Here is a 3,699-nt window from a genome sequence, read left to right on the forward strand (position 1 = left end):
TTAACCTGTTTGTGCCTTAAGTCCTTCCCTGTATGGATTTCAGCTACTTTTGAGCGTAGGCGCTCTCATCGAATTTTATTTTAAGTTAATTATTTGCATAACAATTCCCGAAGAGCCATCAAATACTTTCTCAGGGATATTATTCTCTTTTATATTTATTGTTAGGCTACCTTTGCCCTTGCTAATCTGTAAATACTCCAGATCATTATTTCCTGCAACACGAACCAAAAAAGTTGTTTTAAATGTCGTCTCTTTAAATTCTTTGATATTTGCTTGAAAAATTAATTTATTGGAACCAATAATCGTTTCTTTAATACTGGCATCAAGATTATAAGTATTAACAACTTCTTTTTCAATAAACTGGCTAAATTTATTGAGAATTTCATCGATTAATTCTTGATTGATCCTAATTTTTTTAATAGGTTTTTCCGAGTCAATTAATAAAGAATCAATTTGGGTATTTTCGGAAAACTTTCTAATATTGTCATTATTAAAAATTGTCCATAAAAGCTGAGAAACTAGGGTTTTGCCACTATTGTTGTAGCCAATAAAAGTATAAAAATTCTTGGTTAAATCTATAGCTTGATTATTATTTCTAATTGATCCCAAATTCTTGATCAGTAGTTCCATATTATTTTTACCAATCACACCGAGAGAATAACTAATTTTTTAAAGGTGGACATTTTGTCCACCCTTAAAACTATTGTAAACTGCTAGTTAACTGACTTTTGGCCTTAGCTAAAGCTTCGCTTAACTTACTAGCATCCCGTCCCCCAGCTTGAGCTAAATTGGGACGACCACCACCACCACCAGCGCAGATTTTAGCGATCGCACCGATAAATTTACCCGCTTGTAAACCCTTATCTTTAATCACCCGGGGACTAAAAGCGGCCACTAAACTCACTTTATCAGCTGCGGGAGTCGAGGCCAAAATCACCGCCCCTTCCCCTAATTTTTGCTGTAGTCTTTCGGCTGCGGCCATCAAAGCATTAGCATCAATATCGCCCAAAGAAGCGACTAATAGCTTAAATTCGCCGATAGATTCAGCTTGAGATAGCAAAGCATCCGATTTATTTAGTGCTAACTCCTGTTTAACCGCTTCTAACTGCTTTTGTGTGCCTTTTAACTCCGATTGTAGGGCCGTAATGCGATCAGGAATTTCCAGAGGTTTGACCTTAAAGCGATCGCACAGATCCCGCACCACCTGATCCCGTTCATTCAGGTATGCTAACACGGCAGGGCCGGCCACCGCTTCGATGCGACGAATTCCCGCAGCGATTCCCGTCTCGGAGATGATTTTAAATAAACCGATCTCGGCGGTATTTTTAACGTGAGTTCCCCCGCATAATTCCATAGAAACGCTAGGAATATCGATAACTCGCACTTCTGAGCCGTATTTCTCGCCAAACATGGCAATAGCTCCCTTTTGCTTCGCTTCTTCCAATCCCATCACCGCTATCTCGGTGTCATGCGCTTCGGCAATCCAAGTGTTAATCTGTTCTTCCACCTGTTGCAATTCAGCGCTAGTCAGGGGACGAGGACAGTTAAAATCAAAACGGAGGCGCTCAAAACTGACTAGGGAACCTGCTTGGGAAATCCCCCCATCCACAAGCTTTTTCAAGGCCGATTGTAGCAGATGGGTGGCGGTATGATTAGCTTGGGCGCGACGACGACAGGAACGGTCGATCTGTGCATTAATTGTATCGCCGGTGGTGACAATTCCCCGCTCTACCCGACCAAAATGGATAAAAATCCCCGATTCTTTCTGCACATCCTCCACGCGGATAAGCAGATTATCGCCGGTTAAATAACCCTTATCACCGATTTGTCCACCCGATTCGGCATAAAAAGGGGTTTGATCGAGAACTACCTGCACCTCAGTGCCTGCTGCGGCCGATTCCACCGTTTTACCGGCGACTAAAACCGCCGTTACTGTTGCGGTTGCTTGCAAATCCGTATAACCGAGAAATTCCGTCGGGTGAATATGTTCTGCCAGCTTATCTAAACTACCCTGTACCGTCAAATCTATGGATTCGTGGGCGGCTTTCGATCTTTGCTGCTGTTTTTTCATTTCCTGCTCGAAACCCGCCGTATCGACGCTTAAACCCTGCTCCTCGGCGATTTCTTGAGTGAGTTCCAGGGGGAAGCCATAGGTATCATAAAGGGTAAAGGCATCGACTCCCGAAATCTGGCTTTTTTCTTTTTCTAGAATCGATTCGAGCAGTTTCTCGCCTCTTTCTAGGGTTTCTAAAAATCTCGCTTCCTCTCGCTCTAATTCTGCCTTGATCACCGTTTCTCGTTCCCGAACATTGCCATAGACGGACTCGGAAAGAGCGATCGCAACTTCCGCCACTTTGGTGATAAATTGACCTTCAATACCGATTAAACGCCCGTGCCGTACTACTCTGCGAATCAGACGACGCAAGACGTAACCTCTGTCATTATTCGATGCTGAGATACCATCCGCTATCATGTGTACTACCGAACGCACATGATCGCCGATGACTTTTAGGGAAACTTTCGTTTTTTCGTCCGCTTTCTGGTAGTCTATGGCTGCTAACCGGGCCGCTTCGGCGACAATCGGGAAAATTAGGTCAGTTTCGTAGTTATTGGCGACTTTTTGCAGGATTTGCGCCATCCGTTCCAAACCCATCCCCGTATCGATATTTTTATTGGCCAGGGGTGTCAGATTGCCATCCGCGTCGCGGTTATACTGCATGAAGACGAGGTTATAAAACTCGATAAAACGGCTATCATCCTCTAAATCGATGGTTTTATCCCCTAATTCCGGGTGAAAATCGTAGTAAATTTCCGAACAGGGACCACAGGGACCCGTGGGACCCGATACCCAAAAGTTATCCGCTTCGCCCATTTTTTGGATACGATGGGCAGGAATACCGATTTTATCGCGCCAGATAGCGAAAGCTTCCTCATCCTCCCTAAAGACACTAACGACTAATCTTTCGGGGGGAAGGTTAAAAACTTCTGTGGACAATTCCCAGGCCCAGGCGATCGCTTGTTCTTTAAAATAATCACCAAAGCTAAAATTGCCCAACATCTCAAAAAAAGTATGGTGTCTAGCAGTCCGGCCGACATTTTCGATATCGTTGGTGCGAATACATTTTTGGGAAGTGGTAGCGCGGGGAAATTCTGGGGTCTTTTGCCCTAAGAAAATCGGTTTAAAAGGGAGCATTCCCGCAATAGTCAGCAAAACGGTGGGGTCTTCTGGGACTAGAGAGGCACTAGGGAGAATTTTATGGTTTCTGGCCGCAAAAAAGTCTAAAAATCGCTGGCGAATCTCGCTTCCGCTTAGGTGGTTACTCATAGAAGATGTCAGTTAGTCAGAAAATGCCTATTTTATCCATTGTGGCATTTTTGCGTTTTAACTCTCCACCTTTACTCTCGCGCCGCTTGTCGGACTTGTTCTAAGTCTAAATCCAAAGCTTGAGCGATTTGTTCCACACTTAAACCCAAAGCAAGCAAACGGGGAATAGATTCCAGTTTAGCCTCTAGTTTTCCTCGCTCTAGTCCTCGCTCTAGTCCTTGTTCGAGTCCTTGTTCGAGTCCTTCCCGTTTAGTGGCTTCCTTCCATTCCTGATAGGTTTGAGATAAGGTCATAAATACCTCTCTATCTTCAGTTTCTAGGATGTTATTTATTTCCATACTAACCCGCCAACTAATTAATAATTCCAGGACATT

General features: G+C 43.8%; 1 protein-coding gene and 2 pseudogenes. All 3 read right to left on the minus strand.

Going from position 1 to position 3,699, the window contains the following annotated elements; all coding sequences use genetic code 11:
* Nucleotides 1-117 precede the first annotated feature (117 nt).
* Nucleotides 118-630, minus strand: a pseudogene (locus EWV68_RS21180) (AAA family ATPase); the annotation flags it as partial.
* Between the two features lie 70 nt (nt 631-700).
* On the minus strand, nt 701-3,325 hold the full coding sequence (gene alaS, locus EWV68_RS21185) for an alanine--tRNA ligase (RefSeq protein WP_287170947.1): 2,625 nt from the start codon (nt 3,323-3,325) through the stop codon (nt 701-703).
* Nucleotides 3,326-3,396: 71 nt separating this feature from the next.
* Nucleotides 3,397-3,699: pseudogene (locus EWV68_RS21190) on the minus strand (flagellar assembly protein H); the annotation flags it as partial.

The organism is Microcystis sp. M_QC_C_20170808_M9Col (assembly GCF_007095495.1).
Lineage (GTDB): Bacteria > Cyanobacteriota > Cyanobacteriia > Cyanobacteriales > Microcystaceae > Microcystis > Microcystis aeruginosa.